Genomic DNA, 21,376 nt, shown 5'->3' with positions numbered 1-21,376 from the left:
GTGCCGACGACCGAGACCGAGCTGACGGCGGAGCTGCAGAGCGCGCCGTACGGCTACGGCATCAGCTCCTTCGACGGCGGCGTCCTGCTGCACAGCCTGGTCACCCAGTGGGAGGCCAGGTACTGGAAGGGCAACCCCCACAGCCTCTGGACGGAGCACCGGGCCAGCCGCTGGATCGTCTGGGCCGCAGCCCGCTGCCAGCGCGGCCTGGACTGGAAGGTCGACGACCCGGGCCCGGACCACGGCTGGCGGCTCTGCCCGACCTGCCAGCTCAGCGACGGCGAGCGCCTGGCGCTCCTCACCCGCATCGACCGCCCGCCGTACGACGCGACCCTCCTCGACGAACAGGAGCCCGAGAAGTGACCTCCTACCCCGACGACCACCCCTCCGTCCGCGACGCCGGACGTGAGGCCGCCCGCCGGGTGCTGCGCACCGTCTTCGCCGGACACGAGATGGGGCCGCTCGCCGCGCAGATCGCCGACGACGTCGTCGACTGCGTCCTGCCGATGATCGCCGCCAACCGCATCACCCCCGGCGCCGCCGGCTTCGGGGAGCCGGTCCACTGGACCGTCTACAACGCCATGCACCTGCGCGCGGCCCGGGCCGAGAACGCGAAGTGCACCTGCGGGGCCTTCCACGGCCTGTACTGCCCGCAGCGCGACCGCGACAGGGAACCGCCGCTGTGGGTCTGCCACCACTGCCATGAGCCCATCACCGGCCGGTGGTTCGGCCCCGTGTCGCCGCCCCGGCGCCCGGACCTCGAGCACCGCTTCCACCAGGAGCGCCCGGAGTGCCGCAAGGCCGGCGGATGGGACGACGACCCGAAGTGACCTCCACCGACACCACCCCCTCCCCGGGCGGGCTGCTGCTGCCGCCCGAGGAGGGCGCGAAGATGTACCTGCAGCGGGTGGCCCGCCTGGCGCTCGCCGACGCACCCGGCGACCCGCTCTACTCGCTCGGCCAGGCGCCGCACACCCTCACCGTCATCCACCACCACGCCGGCCGCTGCGACCAGTCCAGGAAGCGGATCGCCGAGCACGCGGCCAACCGTGAGGCGTGGACGCAGCTGCTCGAGGCCGTCGGCTTCTCCGTACGGCTCGGACGGAGCTGCGGGGTGATCGGCACGCTCGAGACGCCGCCCACCGAAGCGGGCGTCGAACAGTACGGCGAGGTCCAGGACTTCACCGAGCAGGTCACCTTCCCCGCGCACGGCGTCGGCGGGCTGGTGCAGAAGTCGTTCGGTCACACCGGCTTCCGCGGCTGCGTCGTCACGTCGTCCACCGGCCAGCAGGCCGCCTCCACCAAGACCGCCGACCAGGGCGTCGTCTCGCTGGCCCTGCACTGGGGGCTGCCGCACCACGTCACCATCGTCCGGAGCTGACCGGCCCAGGACGCCGGCGCGGCGGAGACTGGAGAGCGAGGGCTCCGGGGTGTGACCGCACCGGGGCCCTCACCCATACTCCCATGAGTATTGCGTGTGTATTGGGTTTCGTGTAGCTTTAGCCCCGACGGGTCGACAGGCCGCCACCGCGCACCATCACGGTGGCGGCCCCCCGTCCCGCACAGCCCCCTTTGCGGCCAGGGCCCTTCCCGTCCGAACGCGCCCGGCCCTGCTCCGGCCCCTCGCACAGCCGGCGGACCGCGTCGGCGGACAGGAAACGACATGACCCAGCCGGTCACCACCCCGCCCGTACGCACGCCCGCCGTCGCGCTCGAGCTGCGCGACCTGACCGCGGCCGCCGACCTCCTGGAGGCCCTGCGCGGCAACCCGCCGGCCACCGAGGCCGACGCCCGGCGCCGCACCCGGCTCGCCGAGAACCTCGGCCGCGCCTTCTTCGGCCACCTCGTCAGCCAGTAGCCGGCGCACCCCACCCGCCCCGCGACCACCGAGCCACGGAGGAAACCCGCATGATCAGCTCCATCAGCCCCGTCGTCCTGGAAGGCCACACCGGCCTCGACGAGGACACGTCCGTCGGCAACGACGCGTTCCAGACCAGCATGAACCGCTGGCTCGACGCCAACCCGGGCCAGGACGCCAAGCAGGAGGTGATGCGCCTCATCGCCCTCAACGACACGCTGCGCCGGTACAACACGCTGCGCCCGCTGCTGCTCGAGGAGGAAGTCGCCCGCCAGGAGCGCGACCGCGCCCTGCGGCAGGTCGAAGACCTCTGGCGGGCCCTGGGAGACCCGGCCGCCACCGGGAGCTGGCTCCACGCCCACCAGGCGTACGTACGCGCCGTCGACGACGCGCGGATCGCCCTCGACATGTGGCGCGAGCGCGCGGCAACCACCAAGACGGTCGTCTTCGTCCACGACGGCGACGGCGGTCCCCGCAAGGTCGCGTACGACCAGATCCTCGCCGCCGGCCACCCGCCGGCCGAACCCCTGACCATCGACCCTGCCACTGTCACCGAGCAGCTGCTCGCCAACCTCGAGCAGGCGCACGAGTACCGGACGCGCCTCGCGGCCCAGACCGCCGGCCTGCTGCAGAAGGACGGCGACCTCTGAGCGTCCCGCCGCCGCAACGGGGGTGTCCGGAGCCTGCGGGCCCGGGACGCCCCCTTCGTGCTGCCCGGACAGGTTCAGCTATCGCATGTGTATTGGGTGCGAGCTATGTTCTGTGCTCCGCGAACCCGGAGGTGCCCCATGGCCGCAGACGAAGAAGCCGCCCTGCGCGACGTGCTCGACGAGGAGATCCTCACGTACCAGGTCGCCGAACTCCTGCCGGAGCAGCGGGCGGCGGCAGACCTGGAGCTGGCCCGCTGCTCCGCCGCCCTCGTCGCGCACGCCCTGCTGCGCCACGACCGCGCGGTGGCCGCGGTCCGGATCGAGGAGGACAACGACCCGGACGAGCGGTTCGCCTCCGCCGCGATCTCGGCCGAGGGCGCCGAACGCGACCTGACCGACGAGGAGTCGGACGCCCTCAGCGGCCTCGACAGCAACCTCATGGCCAGCAACGCGGCCGCCTGGCACCCGCTGTGCCGCGACGTCGACGACCGCGGCGGCGTCTACGTCCTGGACGTGGCCCGCGCCCTGGCGGCCGGGCGGGAGGTCCTCGCCCGCCGGGCCGCGCCCTCCCGGTGACCCGGATCTCTTCGGAAGAAGATCGGTAACCCCCTTCCATCCATACAACGCGACGTTGTAAAGTGTGACACGTAAGAACGAGGCGACGACGGAAGGTACGACCATGCGGACCACGGCCCACTTCGACAACGGCGACACCGCCACCATCAGCTACTTCAAGGACCTCGGCAACGCGCTGTACGACTTCGGCGACCAGGGCAAGATCCACGTACAGCCCGCCTACTTCGGCCAGCCCGACCGGCTCGCGGTCACCATCAGCCTCGGCAGGCCGGGCGACACCAGCGGCTACGGTCTCACCGGCCTCACCCTCGGCGACTGGCTCCTCACCGGCACGGTGATGGCCACCGGCTCCGACTTCACCCCCTACCCGCACCCGCACACCCCGACGAAGTTCCCGCTGGCCGACATCAGCGACCCGGTCACCCGGCAGGACGCGGCCGACCACCTCGCCCAGATTGCCCAGCACTTCCACAGCACCTTCGCGTGAGCCACGGACGCGAGGTACCCGGCCCCGCGGCACCCGCCGCGGGGCCCCGACGGACACGGAGGCCGCGCCATGGTGGACCACCCCGAGAACGGTGAGGAGCAGTGCGCGGAGTGCGGCTGCTCGGAGAACGAGTTCGACCCCGACTGCGGCTGCCCCAACCTGGTCAACTGCCCTGCGGGGTGCGGCGAGCCCTGACCGGCCCCGCGGCGTGCGCCGCGGGGCTCCGGCCTGTCGCGGGGCCCCGGCCGGCAGGCCCGGAAAGAGGGTCGATTCGCCTTCCTCTATACAACGCGGTGTTGTATGGTTGGGAGGCGAGGACGACAGTACATAGACGTAAGACGAACAGGGGAGACGGAAATGGCCAAGGTCTACGAGCGCACCGAGAATGGCGTCACCACCCGCGTGACCGCCGAGGAGGCACTGGCCGAGGGGCAAGCGGCGATGCTCGACCGAGTGAGCGACCGAGCCCACGTCCGCACGATCTCCGTCGACGGCGGCCACTACGAGATCACCTACAGGGACGGGCGCCACCTCGTCCTCGCCCCCTCCGACGCGGAGCCGGATTGCGAGGGCCACGCCGGCGAGGACGGTGACCTCCTGAGCGGTGTCAACCTCGGCACCACGACCTACTGCGACGGGTCTTGCAACCCGCGCCGCCCCCGGTATCCCTTCACCGTGGTGGTCGGCCGCACCCCGACCCACTTCAACGACCGTGCCGCCGCCGACCGGTGCGCGGCCCAGTACGGCGCCACCGTCACGGTCAACTGACCTGCCGACTCGCGCCACCAGGACCGTGCTGCCGGACACCCGGCCGCACTGGCCCCGCCAGCAGCCCTGACCGGCCCCGCGGTGCGCGCCGCGGGGCACGGCCCGTCCTTGCGGCCCTGGCCGGCGGGCCTGAAAGAAGGGCCGTCCCGCTTCCATTCATACAACGCGGCGTTGTATAGTTGGGGGTAAGGGCGACGCACCGACGAAGGGCAGAACCATGCAGACCATCGAGCAGGCCAGCGCAGCGATCCACCTCGACCTCGACCGGCTGTACGAGGGCCACGACGAGCTCGCCGAGCAGCTCGAGGGCCTGGTCACCGCCGCACGGTCCGGCAGTCAGGAGGCCATCGACCGGGCCCGGACCGAGATCCACCTCGCCGAGGACCGGCTGTACGAGGGCCACGACGAGCTCGCCGAGCTCCTCGACGACCTGGTCACCGCCGCACAGGCCCAGAGCCCCGCAACAGCCCCCGCCTGAAGGGCACTTGCCCCACCCGGCCCCCGTACCTCCGTACGGGGGCCGACCTGCTCCCACAGGCCGCCTGAGCTGCACAAAAGCCAGATGGCATGATCGAAGGATGTTCGAAAAGCTCCGCCGCCGACGTCGCCCCGCAGACAACGGCCCCGCCCGCACCCCCGAGCCCGCCGCGCCCCCGCGCCCCGAACCCACGACGGCCGACGCCGACACCCTCGTCCGCGCCGAACGCCTGCGCACGACGTGGCACCAGGCCGGCCTCGACCTCGACCGCCTGGGCGCCGAACCACTCTGGTTCACCGAGGTACGCGCCGGCCAGCCCGTACCCCTCGGCCCGGACGAGCGCACCGAACTGACCGCCTACGCGGGCTGCTCCTTCGCGGCCGCCCTCGCCTCGGACGAGGAGTGCGCGGCAGTGGTGGGGCAGATCGAGGCGCTCCCCGTCCTCCGGGAGATGCGCGACGAGGGCATGAGCATCCACGCGTGCGGAGCACAGCTCTCCGCGCAGTCGCTGCGCACCATCCAGGAAGCCGTGCGCAAGGCGACGGCCGAGCGCGAGGGCGAGCAGCGGGTACCCCGGCAGAGGCGACGGACTCTCGACGAAGCTGCTGACCGAGCCGCCGACTACCTCGAAGGGCGCTGACCGGCGCCGCTCGGCATGCCGCCCGCCGTGGGCCACACGTTCCCGACGTCGGCCCCGTCCGGGCGCCGGCTACGCCGCGGGCCGGTCCGTACGGCCGTCGCGCGACAGCGCCGCACACGGCGCGACGCCGCGGTGGTCAGTGCTTGCGGGCCGTAAGGACCGGGCCGAAGCCGAGCCAGCGAGGGGTGAGGGTGCGCGGCTCCTGGCCGGTGATCTCCTGCGCCTTCCGCAGGATGCGCCGCACGCCCTCGCGCCGCTCCTCCGGGCTGCGCACGCCCGCCTGGACGTCGGCGAGCACCGGGCGCAGCGGATACGCCTGGATCTCGACCCGGCCGCGGGTGCTGGCCTGCTGGTGGCGGTCGGAGATGTGCAGCCAGTCCGCCGCGTCCAGGCCGGCCGACATGGCGAGCTGGTCGACGCGGTCGCCCAGCGGCTGGCCGCCGGCGGTCCACGCGTACCAGATACGGACTCCGCCGTCCGGCCGGTGGAAGTTGATCCACAGGAACGTCTCGGGGTCGAAGCCGTCGGCGATGCCGTCGGCCACTGCCTGCTCGACGGGCGTGGGATTGCCGGTGGGGGTCAGCACCGCCGGCACCACGAGGTTCAGGACGTCCACACGACCGACAGTAGCGTGATGCGCTTGGTGATCGGATTGCACAGGATCACCATCGTGCCCCACTCCCCGAACGAGGCCGCCCGGGTCAGACCGTCATCCTCGCCGAAGGGCGCCGTTACGGCGTACGGGTCGCCCTCCAGGTCGTCGATCAGGGACAGTGCGGCCAGGCGTGCGTCGACGGGAAGGCCAGCGATCTGGTCGATGGTGTGGGGGCCGCGGAGGAACGTCCACTCGCTCACGCAGCGCCGCGCTCCGGCTTCGACGCCAACGTCCGCTCACGAAGTTCGTCGAACGCGACAGCGGACTCCGGCGTCTCCTTGAACTCCAGCGGGAGGCTGCCACGCTCTCGAAACTGAGCCCGGAGCGCCTCGATGCCGGGTTTCGCGGCCTCGAGCGCTGTCACGTGCCGCACCCAGCGGTCCAAGACCGCTGGCAGGTCCGCGAGCGGAGTGAGGTTTATGTCCCGCAGGAACTTCATCCGCTGCTCGGGCACGCCGAGCGCGTGGGCAATTCCGTCGATGGTCCACTCACGGCTGCTCATCGGAACCTCCTCCTGCGGCTGACTTCTCCGAGCGTAGCGGAGCGAGGGTCTCGCGCAGGAACATCACCGCTGGGGCCGCCGCCAAGTACTGCTCGCGCTCGGCCAGCATGCGTTGGGTGTGCTGCTGTTCCTCGTGGGCTCGGAAGGCGGCTTCGTCGGCGTACAGCTCATAGAACACCCGCACCAACGGCTCGCCGACGGGTACGTGGACGGAGTAGACCAGGGTTCCCGGCTCGCTGCGGATGCCCTCGAGGGTCTGGGCAAGGAGCTGGTCAAAGGCCGCCGCAGACTCCGCATTCCGCAGCTCGAACCGCACAGTCAATGCGTATCCGCCCACGAGCACCCTCCTGTCCGAGACCAGTGGCCGACAACGTTCGGGGCCTCTTCGGTACGCGGGGGAAGGCCCTTCTCCAGCCGGAGGTCCTCCCAGTCGCGGCACTTGTCGAGGTCGATTCCCTCGGAGGCCAGGCTCTCCAGCACATAGGCGAGAGCCGGGTTCCCCGGGAACTCCGAACGCGCTGACTCACGCATCTGCTGCTGCTCTTGGGAACTGAAGACCAGGTGCGCCATGAGGAGCCTCCGCTGCGGTAGGAGTGCATTCCCACCGTACCGACCGCGCCCAAGACGCGTCACCAAGACTCGGGGAACCGACCGCGGGGGCGATTGCGCGGCAATCACCCCCCAGGCCGTGACGTTGATCAGAACGGCACGACCTGCGCTGGTCGCCACCGTGATCACTCAGGCAGGCGCAGTGAGCGCAGCCGGTCGGCGATGTCGAAGACATTCACGCGCAGCGCCCGAATGTCCGTGAACAGGTCGTGCCACGGTTCGTACGTCTTGGCCACGGTCTCGCCGGACGCCTTGATGTAGGCGATGGCCACGCCGTACGCGAAGTACTCGTTGCGGGCCGGAAGCGGCCTCAGCAGCACGATCTGCTCCAAGAGCGCGGCGGCCCGCCAGTACGCGTCCGGCGCGTCGACCTCGAGCTGTGGGGTGTTGACCCGGTGCCGTGCGACGGCGGCCACGAGGACCGAATAGTCGAGCACGGCCAGGTCCTTTCCGAGCAGCTCCTCCTGGCGGGCGAGGAGCCATCGGATGTCGATGTGCAGGTTCAAGGTCAGGCCGCCTGGCGGTCGCGGTGCGCGGGTGCCGGGAGGCCGCCGAAGTCGCGGTCGAACGCCTCGGCGATGCCGGGCTGGGAGATCGCCTCGCGGAAGGCGGCGGTGGCCCGGCCCAGGGAGACTTGGTTTTCCTCGTCTATGGCCAGCTCGGCGAGGTAGGAACGCACGCTCTGGCCACGGGCCGCGGCGATCGCGGCGAACCGGTCGCGCGTCTCGGTATCGATCTTCACGGTTGTGTCAGCCATAACCCGAGTATGCACCTCGGGCTACTGGCGTGAATACTCTTCGCGAAAATCGGACGCCGGCGCTTGTCCAGTGAGCCCCGCGTACGTGCTCCCACCTGGATTACCCACACTGGGTAAACACCTCCGGAGAGGTCAGCGGGCCTGCTTCCCTAGAGTTGTACGACCACCGACGGAGGGGAATCAGTGTCAGTGCAGCACACGACGAACGGGCAAGACGCGAAGCCGGCACTCACCGAGGAGGACCAAGCCAGCGCCTGGCAGGTCTTCGGCGAGCGGACCATCTACGAGAACCGGTGGGTGACCGTGGCGCTGGCCGACATTCAGCAGCCCGACGGCACTCGGTTCGAGCACCACAAGGTGTACCTGCCGCCGGCTGCCATGGTCGCCATGCTCGACGACCAGGACCGGGTGTACATGATGTGGCGGCACCGCTTCGTCTCTGACACCTGGAACTGGGAGCTTCCGGGTGGCGTGGTCGACGAGGGGGAGGACCCAGGGGCCGCGGCTGCGCGCGAGGCCGTGGAAGAGACCGGCTACCGGCCGACGGGTGACCTCGAGCACGTCGCCACCTTCGAGCCCATGATCGGCACCGTCACGTCACCGCACTTCGTGTACGTCGTCCGGGGCGTCGAGCGAGCCGGCGAACCCACAGAGAAGAACGAGTCCGCACGCAGCGAGTGGGTGCCGCTCGACAAGATCCCCGGCCTTATCGCCGAAGGGAAGATCTGCAACTCGGGCACGCTGGTCGCAGTCCTGCATCTACTCGCGACCCGCAACCGGACCTGAGTCACACAGCGGTGGAACTCAACACCTGAGCAATCCGGCGGCGTTGACGTACCGAGCTGGTCAGCGCCGCCAGATCCTGTGCACGCACCGCCTGCTTCTGCGCCTCAGCGAACTCGCCCTTCCTGGCAAGCACCACAGCTAGGTCGCAGCGCACGCCGGCCTCGGCCCGGGTGAAGCCGCTCATGTCCATGGACGACAACGCCGCTGTCAGGTCCTCGAGCCCCTCGTCGGCGCCCAGCGTCGCCAGGCAGTTCCCACGCCACCGGTCGAGGTGCGACCCCGCCAGGAACAGGAACGGCAGGGTCGGGTCGGACGGATCCGCCGGCCGTACCGCTTCGGCGCGTTCCAAGCCGAGGCGGCACGCCACCTCGTTCTGCGCCGCGGCGTGCGCCTCGGCTTCGGCCGCGTAGAGCCAGCTCTCCATCAGCGGCGGCATCGCACGGCCACCCTGTTCTCGAGCGAACCGGATCTGCTTGACCGCGTCGGCCGGCTCGCCCAAGTCGAGTAGCACGTAAGCCTGTTGTGCTGTCGCGTGCGCCAGCAGCGCCGGTGACCCCGCCTCCCGTGCCGCGCTCTTCGCCGTCTCGTGCAGGGACCACGCCACTTTGTATCGGCCGAGGTCCAGGGCCTGCCACCCAGCCAGTGTCGCCGCCTCCGTCAACGCGCCAGCCAACGCCTCGCGCGCGCCGGCGGCAGTTCCGTATCGAAGCAAATTCTCCATCTGAAGGATCTGCTCCTGCAGCTGCGGCAGAAGTCTCTCTGCGCCGAGCTGACGATCCAGCTTGCGCATGGTGTCCACCTGGGTGGAGTACAGGGAAGCCACTGTGCTGTCGGCAGACGTCGCGGCCAGCAACTCGCGCTTGAGTTCGAGCGCCTCGTCGCCTCCGTCGTCAGCCGGAACGACGATCTGCTGTGAAGGCGGAGGGATGACCCGGCACTGGGTTTCGCCTGCGGCCGCGAGGTCCTGCGCAGCGGGGTCGGTCGACGACTCCCACGTCCGCGCGGCCAGGCCCAGCATGTTCCCCGGAATGCCCAGACCGTCCGCGACACGTTCGATCACGCCGATCTGGTTCAGCGTCCGCTTGCCGGCGATGACCTCCGAGACCCGGCTGGGAGTCATCTCGCAGAGGCGTGCGATCCGCGACGGGTAGATGCCCGCTCGGCGGACCAGCATGAAGATCGCACCGAAGTCCCGGACGCGGCACGCCTCGACCATCCGCGGGTCGTCGAGGACCTGCGACGGGAGTCGGCTCCCTGCTGCAACCTCGCGCATCGGCATCGCTCCTGAGCGGCCATCGGTCCTTGCGCGGAGTTTACCCACGGTGAGAACCCCACTGGGCCTCCTTCGCAACTGCCCAGCTCCTGAAGCTGAATTCGACACTCCGCAACCCGCCCGATCTACCGGGGGAACGGCATGAACTCAGCTCTTGAGGATTCGAAACTGTCACCTTCGGTGCCAGTCGGCCAGGTCGTCCGTGACGACCATCGCACCATGCTTCCCACTCTGCATGGTCGAGGCTCAACCCGAACTGTCCGGTTGCGGAGCGACAGCTCCTTCCGCACGGCACTCCCGGCACATCCCGTCCTCGGTGGGCATCATCTTGACCCCGCAGCCGGCCCCGGTGCACTGGACGTACGGGCTGGGCTCGGCATTCGCCGGCCGCTGGAACGGCACGCTGTACCCGGCGGCCGGTGGAGCGTCCTGGTCACGCCGGGCGGCGGCTTTGTCGGCCCGTGCCTCCTCGCACCGCGGGCAGACGACGTCGGTGTCGATGTCGGCGCCGTCCTCGCAGCGGGCGTTGTTGCCCCAGCACGTCGAGGGGCCGAGCAGCGTGAGCAGAACCCCGAGCGGCCGCGCAAGGCCGACGCCGGACTCGGCGACTGCATCGTTCTCGTACGACCACTGCAACCAGCGTCGCTCTACGCGCGCAACGATCTGCTCCACGGTGCGGTCCTCGAGCCCCAGGCCGATGGCTTCGATCACCGAGGCCGGCAAGCCCCGAGACCACTCGTTCTCCAACTGCGCAGCGAGCGCCCGAGGGAGGCGCTCGAGTACCGCGCGCAGCTCCGAAGTGGAAAGACGCTGCTGGTGGGACTGGTAGTACCCCCTGGCCCCTTCCTCGGCTGCCGCTTCTTTGCCCGACGCGGCTCTGCCGCCATCGCTGCGCCCCTCACTACCGGTGGATGGCCTACGGCCGTCACCACCGACGCTCGTCCCAGGTTCAGTAGTTACAGGTTCGTCGGCAACCGTTTCTACCCGTGGCTGCTGTTCATTTCCACCCGTGGCGGGCTGGCGAGCGGAATCACGGGTGGCATCTCCTTCCACTCGCTGCCGGTCGGTGGAGCCCTGCGACGACTGGAAGGGCTTGCCACCCGTCGAGGGGCGTCGTGGCAGGTCAGCAGGGAAATTCCACACGGGCGGGCGTCGGTCGCCACGAATGTGTTCGACGACCGCCGGGTCGCCGGGGACGATGACACCGCGCTTCGCAAGGGACCGCATGTGCGTGCCGACGGAGCGCGTGGACATGAACGTCTCGTCGGCGAGTGTGGTCTGGCTGGCGTACGAACTCCTCAAGTCCTTGCCCATGTGATCGGCGATGGCAGTCAGCACGGCGATCTCGCCGGTGCTCTGGCACCAGCTCTTGTGCTTCATGGCCCAAACGAGGGCAGCTCCGCTCAAGGTGTCGTTCCCGCCGCTTGCAGGCGCTGGGCAGCGCGCGAGGCAGTCCCGACCGGCGGACCGGCGTTGGGTACGCTCAGCATGAGCGCCTTCCTGATCAGGGTTGACGTCTCTCGCAGCGAGTTGCTTCTCGCTGTAGTGCTCGAGCGGCCGGTTGGGACTCCACTCCCGCCGGCCGCTTGCGCGTCAGCCCTTGGGGGGCCGGACGCTGCAAGGTCAGGTCGAGGCCCCTCCTCCAGGTCGAACCGCAGAATCGTCACGGCGGACCGTGTACGACACCGCGAACTGTTCAGCGGACATCCGGGTCTCGTTGACCTCGGCCACGAGCACCGAGCCGTTTCGCTCCACCCGGGATTCGCGGGTGACGATCATTACCGGAACTGTCGGCGGGATATCCAGTCGCTCTTGCTCGGTCTCGTCCGGCAGGCGGGACGAGATGACCTCGTGCCATTCGATGGACTGGTCGAAGGCTTCCTCAATGCGGTCGTAGATCCCGCCGGGGCCCGGGTTCTCAGCCCGCAGAGCCGGAATCTCCGTGGCGAGAGCCATCGAGATGTAGCTGGTCGCGAGTTGAAGCGCCTGGCTACTGCCGGGCGGTCCCATGGCCCGGTTCCGGGCGACGACATCCTCGCCTCTGGGCGTGCCGAGCAGGTCAGCGATGTGGTCTGGCGGCACTGCGAGAGTGCGTTCCGGCTTGCCCACCGGTCGCCAGTCCTTGGCGTTGAGATCGAAGAAGTATCCGATCTCGTCGCGGTACACGGTGCGGTCGCGGACCACTATCCGTTCGCGGGGTCTGGCACGCACGAACATCCGGCCCCGCGGAACGATGGTGATCCATCCCTCCCGGGCCAGCGCGCGCAGGGCCTTCAGTGCGGTCTCCTGCGAGACGCCGTGCGCCTCTGCGATGTCGGAGCTCGACGGCAGACCCGCACCCGGTTGGTAGTTCTCCTCGCCCGCCTCGATCGCCAGGCGAATCGCCTCGGCTACACGCAGGTATGCCGGCTGTGCCATCGAGCCCCCCTTCCTGTCCCGGAGAAAATCTTGGCCTCTTCTTCCATCTACCCTATCCCAGAGCGACTGTGGTGCGGTAGTGTCCTGAACGTAGCAAGCAGGACGGCCCCGAGCCGGCGGTGTAGTCGCACCAATGGCTCGGGGCCTGAGAACAAACCCTTGTCGTCTCGTCAAAGCCGAAGGGTCGTGTTCCTGATGGCGAATGCTATCGGTGCGCCTCGAACCGAGCGCGCGTACACCTCGCACCATGCCACGACCGGGGCCCCTGGCCTCGGCACCACTACTACCCGACCCTCTCCGGAGGACCTGGCGCTGACGATTACGCGCCAGACGAACCGCCGGCTGGAGCTTGCCCGGATCGACGAGCTGAAGGCCGGCACGCCGGGGATGACGGACGCCGCGGCGTACCGCCGTCTCTACGAGTCCGCGATCGGCCCGCGCTTCGAGGGAACGATCTACAGCGACGCCGCCGGGACCTGGGAGGTCCTGGAGGTCTTGTTCGGAGACGAGGCCCTCGCACGGTGCTCGTACAGCACCTGGCTGCTCGTCGAGCACAACCTCTACGCGGACGGCCACCTCGGGAACAAGGGCGCCGCCCGGCGGGAGCACCGCTACGGCTGGACCCCGTTCGACCGTGTCATCGCCCAGCCCGCCGAGAACGACGCGAAGGTGCACGCGGCCGAGGCCGCCGGCGCACTCGTGGCGAACGGCCTGGCCGGAACGGCGGTGACGGCATGAGCTTCGACGAGAACCAGAGGTTCGGCGCCCACAGCGGCGGCGAGACTTCGTACCGGATCACCGCGGACTGGCGCCAGCAGGGTTCCTGCGGCCAGGAGGACCCGGAGCTGTTCTTCCCGGTCGGCAACACCGGCCCGGCTCTCCTGCAGATCGAGGAGGCGAAGGCCGTGTGCCGTCGCTGCCCGGTCATGGAGACCTGCGGCGACTGGGCGATGGACACCGGTCAGGACTCCGGCGTCTGGGGTGGCCTGAGCGAGGACGAGCGTCGGGCGATCAAGCGCCGGGTGGCTCGTCAGCGTACCGCCGCCGCCAGCAAGCAGAAGGCGGGGGCCCAGTCGTGAAGACCAAGGCCCCCGCGCAGCGAGTCGCTCGCGCCTACGCCCCCGAGGTCCACCCCGCCGTCCGCCCCCTGCTCGACGCCATCGCGCACCTTGAGTCCTACGAGGTCGCCGACCGGGCCGACCTGGCCCGGCTGGTCGCCTCCCTCGGTGGCCTGGGCGACGGCACGATCAACGCCTCCGCCGAGATCGCCGTCCTCGTCGAGGGCTACAGCCGGCACCCGCTGCTGGGCCGTAGCTCGGAGACCGCCGAACTGGGCGGCCTGTTCAGCGAGGTGCACGTCCAGGGCGACGGCGAGGAAATCGTCAACCAGCTGGTGCACCGGATCCAGGGAGGGGCCGAGCTCGCTGCACAGCCGCAGCGCCGCCCGGCCGGCCTCCTGACCCGGATCGCCCGGACGCTGGGCCTGGGGCGGTGGCTGTGATGGCTTCCGCCACGCTCCCCGCGAAGGTCAAGACCTCCAAGGCCCTGGTCGACGACGACGAGTACGAGGGCCCGAGCCGGTCCACGGTCGTCACCGTCCTGGCCCTGCTGGTCGGCGTGCTCTCCCTCATCGACTACTTCCTCCACGGCTTCGGCCCCGCGGTCGCGCACCTCGCGTACTTCGGCGGCGTCTTCCTCGTCTTCCGCCTCTTCCTCGGACTCGCCCTCGGCGGCTCCGACTCGGACGCAGACCCGGAGCCCGACCCCAGCCCCTGACGTGCCCGGCGGAGTCCGGCCCCACCGGACCCCGGACTCCGCCCTCCCGCTCAGCGCCACCGCACGGCCACCGGTGTACCCGCCGGCCAGCACACACCGTCTCCCGCTCATCACCGAATGGAAGGGGCCAGCGAGATGACCCGCACTCAGAAGGCCGCCGTCAAGGAGTACCTGAAGCGCACCGGCCTGGGCACCACGTTCCGCGTCAAGCCGCCGACCGGCCCGGAGTTCATGGTCCGCAACGAGGCCCTGCTCGGCAGCTGCTCCGGCGACACCTCGAAGTGGACGTCCGCCGACTACGAGGCCGTCGAGAACCTCAACCTGCGCCGGCCCTCCGCGCTCCAGCGCTACGGCCGCTGGCTGCACACCCACACCATCGGCGCGCTGATCCGCTGGGAGAACGCCGCGGCGCAGGACCCGGCCACCGCCGGAGTGTTCGTCCTCGGCGTCGCCCTGCCGGTCGCCCTGCTGGTCCTCACCCTGTCCGGCCTCGTCCTGACCGTCATCTGACCCGCCCCACCGACGCACAGCACACCCCCGACAGCACCTTCCGAAGGGACATCGCACGTCATGGCAACCAACCGCCGCAACACCAAGGCCAGCGGCACCGCTGCGGCGAAAGCGGCTGCCGCCAAGACCGACCCCACGGGCGAGGAGCTGCTGGCCAAGGCCCGCGCCGAGGCCGAGACCCTGCTCGCCGACGCCGAGCGCCTCGCGGAGACGACCCGCGCCGAGGCACTCGCCGAGGCGGATTCCACCGTCGGCGAGCTCCTCACCGAGGCGCAGACCAAGGCCGACGCCCTGCGCACGCAGGCCGACGAGCAGGCCGCAACCGTCCTTGCCGACGCCCGCCGGCAGGCCGAGGAGATCCAGGCGCAGGGCACGGCCGACGCCGAGCAGCTGCGCACCAAGGCCGCCGACGAGGCGAAGACCGCAGCGGCCCAGCGTCTGGCCCGGGCCCACCGGGACGCAGGCACCGAGGTCAACGACGCCCGGGCCGAGGCCGACCGGATCCGCACCAGCGCCGTCGACGCCGCGGACCAGACCCGGGCGGCCGCGGAGAACAGCGCCACCCAGCGCCTGGCCCAGGCCGAGCGCGACGCGGACGCCGTCCGCGACGCCGCCCAGGCCGAGGCCACCTCGATCCGGGACGCCGCCACCCGCGAGGGCGAGCGGATCCTGACCCAGGCCCGCAACCGCGCCGAGGGACTCCTCACCGACGCACAGCGGGCCCTGGACGCCGGCCGTACGGACGCCGAGCAGCTCCGTAGCGACGCGCTCGCCGAGGCCGACCGGGCCCGCACGCTGGCCGCCGACGACGTCGAGCGGGCCCAGACCGAGGCCCGCCGCACCCGTCAGGACGCCGACCGGATCCGCACCGAGGCCCAGGCGGCCGCGGAGACGATCCGGGAGCGCGCGGAGGCCGCGGCCACCGCGCTGCGCACCGCCGCGCAGGACGAAGCGGAACGCGTCCGTACCCAGGCCCAGACCGAAGCGGAATCCGAGCGGCAGGCCGCGATCCGGGAGCGGGAGCAGGCCGGCGAGGTCGCCGCGCAGCGCATCAAGGCCGCCACCGACAACGCCTCGCTCATCAGCGAGCAGAGCATCAAGGACCTCGAGACCGCTGCCGCCGTCCGCAGGTTCGCCGACCAGGAGCAGGAGGAAGCGAAGCAGCTCACCGCGGCGGCCGAGGAGAAGATGGCCGCCGCCCTGGACCCCACCGTCATCAAGCTGAAGGCCAAGAAGCTCAAGAGGGACGACAAGGACGCCCGCCGCCAGGAGCGCGTGGAGCGCCGCAAGACCGGCGAGGAGCAGGTCACCTGGGTCCACTGGGTGCTGATCGCCATCATCATCGTCGGCGCCGGCTGCATCGGGGCGATCGGCTTCACCGGCTCCTACACGGCCGTGCGCGAGCTGGCCGTGGAGAAGGGCTTCGGGGACTTCTCGAAGTGGCTGCCGATCGGAGTCGATGCTGGGATTGTCGTCTTGATCGCGTTTGACCTCCTGTTGACGTGGAGGCGGATGCCGTACCCGCTCCTGCGGCACGCCGCCTGGGGCCTGACGGTCGCGACGATCTGGTTCAACGCGTCGGCCAGCTGGGGCGACCCGGTGGCGGTCGGCATGCACACCGTGATGCCGGCGCTTTTCGTCCTGGCCACCGAAGGCGGCCGGCACACCGTCGCCCACGTCGCCGCGCTCAGCAGCGGCAAGCACATCGAGTCGGCCGGCCTGGACCGCTGGCTGCTCGCCCTGCCCTCGACCGCCATCCTCGTCCGCCGCATGCGGGTCTGGAAGATCCGCGGCCTGGACGATGCCCTGAAGCAGGAGCGCGAACGCGTCGTCTACCTCGGCTCGCTCAAGCAGAAGTACGGCCGGTGGAAGTGGCGCCGCGAGGCCACCCAGGAGGAGCTGCGCCCGCTGACCCTCGCCAAGCTCGGCATCCCGGTCTCCGAGACCCTCGCCGAGCAGAAGGCCAACGGGCCCGTCGAACCTCCGGTGCCGTCAGCGAACGAGGTTCCCGAACCTTCCGTGAACCCGGAACCCGAGCCCGGCGAACCCGAGGTTCCCGAACCTGGTTCCGAGAAGACGCCGAAGCCGAAGCGGCGGAACCGCGAACCCGCGAACCTCACCGCTCGCGCTGCCACCAAGGAGGAGCAGATCCAGCAGGTTCTGAACCTCATTGACGAACTCGGCTACGACGCGGTGAAGCTCGGCCTGGTCATTGAGCGCACTGGCCTGAGCAAAACCACCGCCTACCACCGCCTCCGTGACGCCCGCACCGTCTGGCGGAAGCGCGACGCCGCCTGATCCAGCCGAACCATCGGAACCTGCCCGAGGGGAACCCCGAACCATGAACTGCTCCGTCGGAACCTGCACCGGAACCGCCCAGGTTCGCGAACCGCTGCCCCTGTGCGGAACCTGCGCGCTGCGAGTCATCGCTGCGTACGCCGAGGCGAACCTCGGTTCCGAACCCCAGGGTTCCGAACTGGCTCGCCAGACCAAGGCCCGCTCCGAGGTCGGAATCCTCTACCGGATCCTCGACACCGACGGCTGGAACCGCGTCGATCTGAACCGCGCCATGCAGGTTCTGAACCGCCCCAAGGCAACGGCAGCCCGCCGACTCGCGGAAGCCCGTCGGCAGTACGCGGGCGAGCTGAACCGGCGCGCCCGCCGCCAATCGATCGACATCGACAACTGACCCTCTGACACCCCATGGAGATCACGGTGACCTACACCAAACTGCACGCCGAGACCGGACGCGAATCCCGGGACATGCTGCGCTCGGTCCTCGCCGAGATCCGCGCCGAAGTGCTGCGCCGCCACCCCGGCGACTACGACGCCCAGTACAAGGCCGGGGACCTCCCGTTGCGCATGACGATCCAGCTCGACGTCGACACCGACCAGGTGCCGGCACGGAACCTGAGCGCCGAGACGGTCCGCGGCGCGAAGGACATCCTCGACTCCGCCCTCGAGCACCTCAACGCCCAGCGGCTGCGCCGCAACCCCGGCGACCCGGACGCCCAGCACCGGTCGAACGACGAGCCGCTGAAGACGTGGATCCACTTCGACCTCGACGACCTCGACCGCCAGGGCCCGCTCTCCGTCGAGGAGTGCCTGCACCTGCCGTACGACGGCATCCCGAAGGGCCTGCGGCCCAGCGCCAACCACCGGCCGGGCCGGACCATCACCCGTTCCGTCCCGGCCGGCCAGCGCAAGCGGACCGTCCTCCAGCGCGTCTTGGGGCTCTGACCAGTGCAAACGCGCGGCGAACCCACCCCGGCCCGTCCCACCCGCTTCGAGTGGAACTCCATCACCTCGGCCCAGGCCGCCAAGGACCTGGCCGAGGCCCTGGCCCACATCGAAAGCCTCAACCCTGCCCACACCATCGCGTGCACCGTCGACCTCGACCTCGCACCCGCCACCGCCCAGCAGCAGGAAGGAGGAACCCCGTGAGCGCCGACGACCAGCCGACCACCCCCGTCCGCATCGGCACTTTCCGTGACGGCCGCCCGGCCTTCATGACGGTCCGCCGGCGCAGCCTGCTGGAACTGTTCCGCGAGGGAGTGCCGCTGTTCGTCGGCCGAGCCCGGTGGGGCAAGAGCCGCCCGCCGTACGCGGCGTACGCGGCCCTGGCCGCCGCCCACGCACCGTCCGCCGACTCGGCCGCCACGGCCGACCCGGCACCGGAACAGCCCGTCGACCCCCACCCGCGCACGTAACACCACGTGACGTTGTTGGTTGTTGTCGCTCGGGCCCAACCGCGCCCGCAACCCCCGCCAGGAGCCGAAAAACAGCCCATGAGCTGCGGACAACAGGGCGACAACAACAACGACAACAACAACGAACAACCCGAACATCAACCGACAGTGACCGACCCGGAGATGAGGAAGCCTCCTGTGAGCACCAGCTTCGACTTCAACTCGCAGCCCCCGGCGGCGGCTGCGCCTGGGGCTCCGGGCGCCGCTACCGCCACCCTCCCGCCGCCTGCGGCACCCGCGCCGCGCACCCCGGCACAGGCCGCTCCCGAGGCCGACTCCGAACCGTTGAGTGGCCTCACCGCCCTTGCGCTCACTGCGGCCCCGCCCATCGCGATGATTGCAGCGAGTTACCTCGCCCACCTGTACGGCCAGTGGATGATGATCGGCCTGGCGATCGCCGCGGTCATCGGAACCGCCCTCAGCGTGCGGGCGCTGTGGCGGCGGGCACGCGACCGCCGCGCCGCCAACAAGGGCGGCCGCGCCCGTACGGCCCGCACCAACCCCTCGGCCCGCGCCGCCGGACGCCTCCTGGGCCGCAAGGGCACCGGAGCAGCCGGCGGGAGGTCCGGGGCCGGCGTGAAGAGCGGCGGCGGGCTGTTCGGCCGCGGCGGCAAGGGCGCGGCCGGCCGGAAGACCGCCGGGCAGGCCGGTGGCGGGGCGAGCCCGTCCGCCGGGGCCCGCTCGGCCAAGCGCAACGCCCGTACGAACGCGGCGAAGTCCGCTGCGGGCGGCGCGGCGGGCAAGGGCGCTGCCGGGCGTCACGTCACGAGCGGCAAGGGCACCGGCCCGGGCCGGAAGAACACCGGCGGCCTGGGCGGGGGAGCGGCGAGGTCCTCCACCGGACGGGGCGGCGCGGTGAAGCCGAGCAGCGGGGCCAACCGGCCGGCCGCGGGCGGGTCGACGGGCCGCAACACCGGTGCGCACGCGAAGCCGTCGCTCACCAAGCGCGCCCTGGGCAAGCTGACCGGCCGCGGCGGTTCGTCGGCCGGCGGGTCCGCCTCCAAGGGCGCGGGGGCGACGAAGACTTCAGCGGCGAAGAAGAAGGCAGCGGCGCTGAAGAAGAAGGTGGCACTGAAGAAGAAGTCCACGCCCAAGCCCACGGTCAAGACGACCGGCCGCAAGGCCGCCGCCGCGGCCCGGGCCGCGAAGAAGGCCGGGAAGCGGCCCGCGCCCACGCCGAAGAAGAAGCCGACCACCCCGAAGAAGGGAGCGGCGAAGAAGTCCCCGAAGAAGAAGGGAGCAGCGAAGTCCCCGACGAAGACCAGGCGCCGCATCTTCAAGAAGCGGAAGGCGACCACTTCCGGTAAGCGGAAGGGCGGACCTGCGGTCAAGACGCCGAAGAAGAAGGCGTACACCAAGGGTGCGAAGAAGATGCACCGCCGCCTCAAGCGGGCCGCGACGAGCCGCAAGGTCCGCATGATGAAGCGCGGCAGCAAGAAGCTGTGGCGCGGCGGCCGCCGGGCCACGCGGGCGGGCAACGCCTTCGTCTCGCCGATCATCGCCAAGGGCGTCATGGCCGTCGGCAAGCGCCTGGGCTGGGCCCACCGCCACATGCTGCGCATCGCGAACTCCTCCGGCGGCCCCAACTACATGCCCCGGATCGCCAGCGGCATGGCCTGGGGCCTGGCGAAGGCCCTGCGCTCCGGCCAGTGGGTGATGCGCCGCCGGCGGGTCTCCTCCTGGCTGCTGCGCCACTACGCGGCCACCGGCCTCGCCAACCCCGCCGGGGTGGCCATCGCCGTCGCCCGCAAGGTCAGCCTCAAGAAGGCCGTGAAGGTCAACCCCGGGACGCCTGTCCCGATCCATGTGCCCGCCACCCCCACCACGACAGGAGCCAAGACCGTGGGTGCCACCCCGATCGAAGCAGTCAGCGAAGCCTTCGACTTCGTCACCGGCCAGTACGAGCCGCAGACCGTCGAGGAACTCACCCAGCACCTCGACGACATGGCCCCGATGTTCGAGAACTTCGCCCAGAGCCTGCAGCAGATGGCCGAGCGCCTGCAGGACCAGTACGGCGTGAAGCCCGGCGTCGTCGAAATGGTCCTCGAATTCGCCTCGGCCAACGCCGGCATGGTCGACATGGTCCAGAGCGTCATCGAGTCCTGGCGCATCGAGCAGGCCGAGGACATCGAGCGTCACGAGAACCCGCGCCCGAACGAAGGCGAGTTCTGGAACGTCCAGTCCTGACGCCGCCCGGCACCCACTCTCCCCACCCTCCCTGCCCCGCACCATCACCCGGAAGGACACCGAATCCCATGGCAGCCACCAAGACCCGCAGCAGCGTTCCTCCCCAGGACGCCTACAAGCTGGGGCGCGCCGCCACCGTCCCGATCAGCAGCCTGTGGGTCGGGGCCGGCGCCTGCTTCATGAACCAGTTCGACGCCATCAGCAACAGCACCCCGCTCGAGCTGATGGGCCTGCCGCTGGGCACCCACGCCTCCCTCGCCCTGGGCGGTGTCGCCCTGGTGTCCACCGGCGCGACCGCGCTGGGCGCCTGGGCCAAGGGCGACGCCGAGCGCTCCCACGGCCTGCGCGGCATGGGCCGCTGGCAGGGCCTGTACCTGACCACCGCCGTGGCCGCCGCGACCTCGTGGCTCACCTACGCCGCGACGGCCACACCGTTCAGCCTGACCAGCGCCGCCAGCTTCATCGGCGCCACCTCCATCTACACCCTGCTCTACCCCTGGTTCCGCTACTCCCGCCGCGAGGAGATCGCCGCCGAGCACGAGGGCCGGTACACGGACGACCCGGCCGACCGCGAGGCCACCGAGTGGGAGGGCGTCTTCCTGCGCCGCAACCTCAAGGGCGTACGGGAGACCGGCGAGCGCACCAACCGCGGCTCCGGCTACAGCATCCGCCTGGACCTGACCGCCTCCAACGGCTC

At 70.6% G+C, this 21,376-nt stretch carries 33 protein-coding genes; 23 read left to right on the top strand and 10 right to left on the bottom strand.

From position 1 onward, the window contains the following. From QMK30_RS26780 to QMK30_RS26730, 11 genes are all read left to right on the top strand, one after another. Positions 1–363: a hypothetical protein gene (locus QMK30_RS26780; RefSeq protein ID WP_283520895.1), complete on the top strand. Its 363-nt coding sequence runs from the start codon at positions 1–3 to the stop codon at positions 361–363. Then, positions 360–830 carry a hypothetical protein gene (locus QMK30_RS26775; RefSeq protein ID WP_283520894.1) on the top strand — a complete coding sequence of 157 codons (471 nt, stop codon included), beginning with the start codon at positions 360–362 and terminating at the stop codon, positions 828–830. Before QMK30_RS26780 ends, QMK30_RS26775 begins: the two co-directional genes overlap by 4 nt. Further along, complete coding sequence (locus tag QMK30_RS26770; RefSeq protein WP_283520893.1) at positions 827–1,381, top strand: hypothetical protein; 555 nt, start codon at positions 827–829, stop codon at positions 1,379–1,381. The genes QMK30_RS26775 and QMK30_RS26770 overlap by 4 nt, the downstream gene beginning before the upstream one ends. A 282-nt stretch (positions 1,382–1,663) precedes the next feature. Then, a complete protein-coding gene (locus QMK30_RS26765; RefSeq protein ID WP_283520892.1) occupies positions 1,664–1,858 on the top strand; it encodes a hypothetical protein in 195 nt (64 codons plus the stop codon). A gap of 50 nt (positions 1,859–1,908) precedes the next feature. Next, positions 1,909–2,508: a hypothetical protein gene (locus QMK30_RS26760; RefSeq protein ID WP_283520891.1), complete on the top strand. Its 600-nt coding sequence runs from the start codon at positions 1,909–1,911 to the stop codon at positions 2,506–2,508. A gap of 138 nt (positions 2,509–2,646) precedes the next feature. Next, positions 2,647–3,084: a hypothetical protein gene (locus QMK30_RS26755; protein ID WP_283520890.1), complete on the top strand. Its 438-nt coding sequence runs from the start codon at positions 2,647–2,649 to the stop codon at positions 3,082–3,084. A 64-nt stretch (positions 3,085–3,148) separates the two neighbouring features. Continuing rightward, entirely contained in the window at positions 3,149–3,571 is a 423-nt protein-coding gene (locus QMK30_RS26750; RefSeq protein ID WP_283520889.1) for a hypothetical protein, read from the top strand. A gap of 69 nt (positions 3,572–3,640) precedes the next feature. Next, the gene (locus tag QMK30_RS26745; protein ID WP_283520888.1) at positions 3,641–3,766 is read left to right on the top strand and encodes a hypothetical protein; all 126 of its coding nucleotides are present in this window, start codon (positions 3,641–3,643) and stop codon (positions 3,764–3,766) included. A gap of 162 nt (positions 3,767–3,928) precedes the next feature. Next, positions 3,929–4,339: a hypothetical protein gene (locus QMK30_RS26740; RefSeq protein WP_283520887.1), complete on the top strand. Its 411-nt coding sequence runs from the start codon at positions 3,929–3,931 to the stop codon at positions 4,337–4,339. Positions 4,340–4,556: 217 nt separating this feature from the next. After that, positions 4,557–4,817: a hypothetical protein gene (locus QMK30_RS26735; protein ID WP_283520886.1), complete on the top strand. Its 261-nt coding sequence runs from the start codon at positions 4,557–4,559 to the stop codon at positions 4,815–4,817. A 100-nt stretch (positions 4,818–4,917) separates the two neighbouring features. Further along, a complete protein-coding gene (locus QMK30_RS26730) occupies positions 4,918–5,457 on the top strand; it encodes a hypothetical protein (protein WP_283520885.1) in 540 nt (179 codons plus the stop codon). Positions 5,458–5,593: 136 nt separating this feature from the next. Here QMK30_RS26730 and QMK30_RS26725 read toward each other — a convergent pair whose 3' ends face one another. The 7 genes from QMK30_RS26725 to QMK30_RS26695 form a co-directional block, all read right to left on the bottom strand. Then, positions 5,594–6,073, bottom strand: a complete 480-nt coding sequence (locus tag QMK30_RS26725; protein ID WP_283520884.1) for a hypothetical protein — start codon at positions 6,071–6,073, stop codon at positions 5,594–5,596. Continuing rightward, positions 6,061–6,312 (bottom strand): hypothetical protein, encoded by a 252-nt coding sequence (locus tag QMK30_RS26720; protein WP_283520883.1) that lies wholly within the window; start codon positions 6,310–6,312, stop codon positions 6,061–6,063. The genes QMK30_RS26725 and QMK30_RS26720 overlap by 13 nt, the downstream gene beginning before the upstream one ends. Beyond that, positions 6,309–6,614 carry a hypothetical protein gene (locus QMK30_RS26715; RefSeq protein ID WP_283520882.1) on the bottom strand — a complete coding sequence of 102 codons (306 nt, stop codon included), beginning with the start codon at positions 6,612–6,614 and terminating at the stop codon, positions 6,309–6,311. Before QMK30_RS26715 ends, QMK30_RS26720 begins: the two co-directional genes overlap by 4 nt. After that, a complete protein-coding gene (locus QMK30_RS26710; RefSeq protein WP_283520881.1) occupies positions 6,601–6,951 on the bottom strand; it encodes a putative quinol monooxygenase in 351 nt (116 codons plus the stop codon). The genes QMK30_RS26715 and QMK30_RS26710 overlap by 14 nt, the downstream gene beginning before the upstream one ends. Then, positions 6,933–7,184, bottom strand: a complete 252-nt coding sequence (locus QMK30_RS26705) for a hypothetical protein (RefSeq protein WP_283520880.1) — start codon at positions 7,182–7,184, stop codon at positions 6,933–6,935. The genes QMK30_RS26710 and QMK30_RS26705 overlap by 19 nt, the downstream gene beginning before the upstream one ends. A gap of 164 nt (positions 7,185–7,348) precedes the next feature. After that, positions 7,349–7,729: a toxin Doc gene (locus QMK30_RS26700; protein WP_283520879.1), complete on the bottom strand. Its 381-nt coding sequence runs from the start codon at positions 7,727–7,729 to the stop codon at positions 7,349–7,351. Positions 7,730–7,731: 2 nt separating this feature from the next. Then, positions 7,732–7,980: an antitoxin MazE7 gene (locus QMK30_RS26695; protein WP_283520878.1), complete on the bottom strand. Its 249-nt coding sequence runs from the start codon at positions 7,978–7,980 to the stop codon at positions 7,732–7,734. Between the two features lie 183 nt (positions 7,981–8,163). On the opposite strand from QMK30_RS26695, the gene QMK30_RS26690 reads away from it, so the two are divergent. Beyond that, positions 8,164–8,766 (top strand): NUDIX hydrolase, encoded by a 603-nt coding sequence (locus tag QMK30_RS26690; protein ID WP_283520877.1) that lies wholly within the window; start codon positions 8,164–8,166, stop codon positions 8,764–8,766. Position 8,767: 1 nt separating this feature from the next. Here the strand turns inward: QMK30_RS26690 and QMK30_RS26685 are convergent, their stop codons facing one another. From QMK30_RS26685 to QMK30_RS26675, 3 genes are all read right to left on the bottom strand, one after another. Then, complete coding sequence (locus QMK30_RS26685; RefSeq protein ID WP_283520876.1) at positions 8,768–10,039, bottom strand: NsdA family TPR-like regulatory protein; 1,272 nt, start codon at positions 10,037–10,039, stop codon at positions 8,768–8,770. A 246-nt stretch (positions 10,040–10,285) separates the two neighbouring features. Beyond that, positions 10,286–11,419, bottom strand: a complete 1,134-nt coding sequence (locus QMK30_RS26680; protein ID WP_283520875.1) for a helix-turn-helix domain-containing protein — start codon at positions 11,417–11,419, stop codon at positions 10,286–10,288. Between the two features lie 243 nt (positions 11,420–11,662). Further along, positions 11,663–12,457, bottom strand: coding sequence for a GntR family transcriptional regulator (locus QMK30_RS26675; protein WP_283520874.1), 795 nt, complete (start codon positions 12,455–12,457; stop codon positions 11,663–11,665). Positions 12,458–12,652: 195 nt separating this feature from the next. Between QMK30_RS26675 and QMK30_RS26670 the strand changes: the two genes are divergently transcribed. From QMK30_RS26670 to QMK30_RS26620, 11 genes are all read left to right on the top strand, one after another. Then, on the top strand, positions 12,653–13,195 hold the full coding sequence (locus tag QMK30_RS26670) for a hypothetical protein (RefSeq protein WP_283520873.1): 543 nt from the start codon (positions 12,653–12,655) through the stop codon (positions 13,193–13,195). A 56-nt stretch (positions 13,196–13,251) separates the two neighbouring features. Beyond that, positions 13,252–13,536: a WhiB family transcriptional regulator gene (locus QMK30_RS26665; RefSeq protein ID WP_283520908.1), complete on the top strand. Its 285-nt coding sequence runs from the start codon at positions 13,252–13,254 to the stop codon at positions 13,534–13,536. Further along, a complete protein-coding gene (locus QMK30_RS26660; RefSeq protein WP_283520872.1) occupies positions 13,533–13,958 on the top strand; it encodes a hypothetical protein in 426 nt (141 codons plus the stop codon). The genes QMK30_RS26665 and QMK30_RS26660 overlap by 4 nt, the downstream gene beginning before the upstream one ends. Continuing rightward, positions 13,958–14,233 carry a hypothetical protein gene (locus QMK30_RS26655; protein WP_283520871.1) on the top strand — a complete coding sequence of 92 codons (276 nt, stop codon included), beginning with the start codon at positions 13,958–13,960 and terminating at the stop codon, positions 14,231–14,233. The genes QMK30_RS26660 and QMK30_RS26655 overlap by 1 nt, the downstream gene beginning before the upstream one ends. A 135-nt stretch (positions 14,234–14,368) precedes the next feature. Continuing rightward, positions 14,369–14,743, top strand: a complete 375-nt coding sequence (locus tag QMK30_RS26650; RefSeq protein WP_283520870.1) for a hypothetical protein — start codon at positions 14,369–14,371, stop codon at positions 14,741–14,743. Positions 14,744–14,803: 60 nt separating this feature from the next. Next, on the top strand, positions 14,804–17,041 hold the full coding sequence (locus QMK30_RS26645; RefSeq protein ID WP_283520869.1) for a DUF2637 domain-containing protein: 2,238 nt from the start codon (positions 14,804–14,806) through the stop codon (positions 17,039–17,041). Between the two features lie 43 nt (positions 17,042–17,084). After that, positions 17,085–17,432, top strand: a complete 348-nt coding sequence (locus QMK30_RS26640; protein ID WP_283520868.1) for a hypothetical protein — start codon at positions 17,085–17,087, stop codon at positions 17,430–17,432. A gap of 26 nt (positions 17,433–17,458) precedes the next feature. Further along, positions 17,459–17,983: a hypothetical protein gene (locus QMK30_RS26635; RefSeq protein ID WP_283520867.1), complete on the top strand. Its 525-nt coding sequence runs from the start codon at positions 17,459–17,461 to the stop codon at positions 17,981–17,983. Between the two features lie 3 nt (positions 17,984–17,986). Beyond that, the gene (locus QMK30_RS26630; RefSeq protein ID WP_283520866.1) at positions 17,987–18,187 is read left to right on the top strand and encodes a hypothetical protein; all 201 of its coding nucleotides are present in this window, start codon (positions 17,987–17,989) and stop codon (positions 18,185–18,187) included. Further along, positions 18,184–18,453, top strand: a complete 270-nt coding sequence (locus QMK30_RS26625; RefSeq protein ID WP_283520865.1) for a hypothetical protein — start codon at positions 18,184–18,186, stop codon at positions 18,451–18,453. The genes QMK30_RS26630 and QMK30_RS26625 overlap by 4 nt, the downstream gene beginning before the upstream one ends. Positions 18,454–18,531: 78 nt before the next feature. After that, on the top strand, positions 18,532–20,679 hold the full coding sequence (locus QMK30_RS26620; protein WP_283520864.1) for a hypothetical protein: 2,148 nt from the start codon (positions 18,532–18,534) through the stop codon (positions 20,677–20,679). Positions 20,680–21,376: the final 697 nt, after the last annotated feature.

The sequence above is a fragment of the Streptomyces sp. H27-C3 genome (assembly GCF_030063415.1).
Taxonomy (GTDB): domain Bacteria; phylum Actinomycetota; class Actinomycetes; order Streptomycetales; family Streptomycetaceae; genus Streptomyces.
Note: the sequence above shows the minus strand (reverse complement) of the source record. Positions and strands in the feature narration are given on the sequence as shown.

Bases quoted from the DNA above. Each gene is read 5' to 3' on its own strand.
- QMK30_RS26735 (WP_283520886.1), top strand. From the start codon at position 4,557: ATGCAGACCATCGAGCAGGCCAGCGCAGCGATCCACCTCGACCTCGAC.
- QMK30_RS26730 (WP_283520885.1), top strand. From the start codon at position 4,918: ATGTTCGAAAAGCTCCGCCGCCGACGTCGCCCCGCAGACAACGGCCCC.
- QMK30_RS26645 (WP_283520869.1), top strand. From the start codon at position 14,804: ATGGCAACCAACCGCCGCAACACCAAGGCCAGCGGCACCGCTGCGGCG.
- QMK30_RS26755 (WP_283520890.1), top strand. From the start codon at position 2,647: ATGGCCGCAGACGAAGAAGCCGCCCTGCGCGACGTGCTCGACGAGGAG.
- QMK30_RS26765 (WP_283520892.1), top strand. From the start codon at position 1,664: ATGACCCAGCCGGTCACCACCCCGCCCGTACGCACGCCCGCCGTCGCG.
- QMK30_RS26680 (WP_283520875.1), bottom strand. From the start codon at position 11,419: ATGAAGCACAAGAGCTGGTGCCAGAGCACCGGCGAGATCGCCGTGCTG.
- QMK30_RS26695 (WP_283520878.1), bottom strand. From the start codon at position 7,980: ATGGCTGACACAACCGTGAAGATCGATACCGAGACGCGCGACCGGTTC.
- QMK30_RS26640 (WP_283520868.1), top strand. From the start codon at position 17,085: ATGAACTGCTCCGTCGGAACCTGCACCGGAACCGCCCAGGTTCGCGAA.
- QMK30_RS26760 (WP_283520891.1), top strand. From the start codon at position 1,909: ATGATCAGCTCCATCAGCCCCGTCGTCCTGGAAGGCCACACCGGCCTC.
- QMK30_RS26620 (WP_283520864.1), top strand. From the start codon at position 18,532: ATGAGCTGCGGACAACAGGGCGACAACAACAACGACAACAACAACGAA.
- QMK30_RS26670 (WP_283520873.1), top strand. From the start codon at position 12,653: ATGGCGAATGCTATCGGTGCGCCTCGAACCGAGCGCGCGTACACCTCG.
- QMK30_RS26655 (WP_283520871.1), top strand. From the start codon at position 13,958: ATGGCTTCCGCCACGCTCCCCGCGAAGGTCAAGACCTCCAAGGCCCTG.
- QMK30_RS26675 (WP_283520874.1), bottom strand. From the start codon at position 12,457: ATGGCACAGCCGGCATACCTGCGTGTAGCCGAGGCGATTCGCCTGGCG.
- QMK30_RS26745 (WP_283520888.1), top strand. From the start codon at position 3,641: ATGGTGGACCACCCCGAGAACGGTGAGGAGCAGTGCGCGGAGTGCGGC.
- QMK30_RS26685 (WP_283520876.1), bottom strand. From the start codon at position 10,039: ATGCGCGAGGTTGCAGCAGGGAGCCGACTCCCGTCGCAGGTCCTCGAC.
- QMK30_RS26740 (WP_283520887.1), top strand. From the start codon at position 3,929: ATGGCCAAGGTCTACGAGCGCACCGAGAATGGCGTCACCACCCGCGTG.
- QMK30_RS26715 (WP_283520882.1), bottom strand. From the start codon at position 6,614: ATGAGCAGCCGTGAGTGGACCATCGACGGAATTGCCCACGCGCTCGGC.
- QMK30_RS26650 (WP_283520870.1), top strand. From the start codon at position 14,369: ATGACCCGCACTCAGAAGGCCGCCGTCAAGGAGTACCTGAAGCGCACC.
- QMK30_RS26705 (WP_283520880.1), bottom strand. From the start codon at position 7,184: ATGGCGCACCTGGTCTTCAGTTCCCAAGAGCAGCAGCAGATGCGTGAG.